Here is a 798-nt window from a genome sequence, read left to right on the forward strand (position 1 = left end):
CCCATGGTGGCGCATTGTCATGCTGGTCTACAACCGCTATCCGGACGTCTACGAGCCGGGCCCGAGCAGCCGGTTCAGCGCGCGTTTCAAGCGCCCCTACGGATTCGATCAGGATCTCCGATGCTGAAAATGATGTTCACCAAACGCGCCGTACAGGAAATCGCGCCCTGGGCGACCTTGGTCACGCCCGAACTGGTGCTCAATAAGGATGGGTCGCTGCTGACCGTGTTCGAATTCGACGGCGTCGATGCAGATTCGCCCAATCCCGGTGACATCACGGCCGCGCGCGACAATCTCGATCACGCCTGCCGCAATTTCGACCACCGCGTCACTGCCTGGTGGCGTATGTCGCATCGGCGCGTGAAGGGCACGATCGACGGCGAATTCTCGTCGGCCGCCGCGGCGCGCATCGACGCCATCAATCAGGCGAACATCGGCAGCGGCAAGTATTTCAAGAACTCGCATTCGCTCGCGCTGGCGTTCACACCCGAAACCGGCATTTCACGCGTCTTCGACAAGATCAGCTACCACATGACCGTGGGCGGCAAGAACCTGTTCGTCGCCATGTTCGAGGCAGCGAAAGACATGGTTCTCGCGCGTAGCGCCTTCGCGTTCGATCTGACGAAGATCCACAACGAGATCAAGCGCTTCGAATCCGTCATCGACGGCTTCACGGGCGGCGTGACGCGTTTGAACATGAAGCGCCTGCAACTGCAGAACATCCTCTCGTTCCTGCACCAACGGGCCAACCCCTCGACGCCGAAGCGGCGCGTGCGTTATCCGGTCACGATGCTGGAC

At 60.8% G+C, this 798-nt stretch carries 1 pseudogene; it reads left to right on the top strand.

What is annotated here, in order from left to right:
* Positions 1–120 precede the first annotated feature (120 nt).
* Positions 121–798, top strand: a pseudogene (locus P7F28_RS09645) (type IV secretion system protein VirB4); the annotation flags it as partial.

This window comes from Caballeronia sp. BR00000012568055 (genome assembly GCF_029439455.1).
Lineage (GTDB): Bacteria > Pseudomonadota > Gammaproteobacteria > Burkholderiales > Burkholderiaceae > Caballeronia.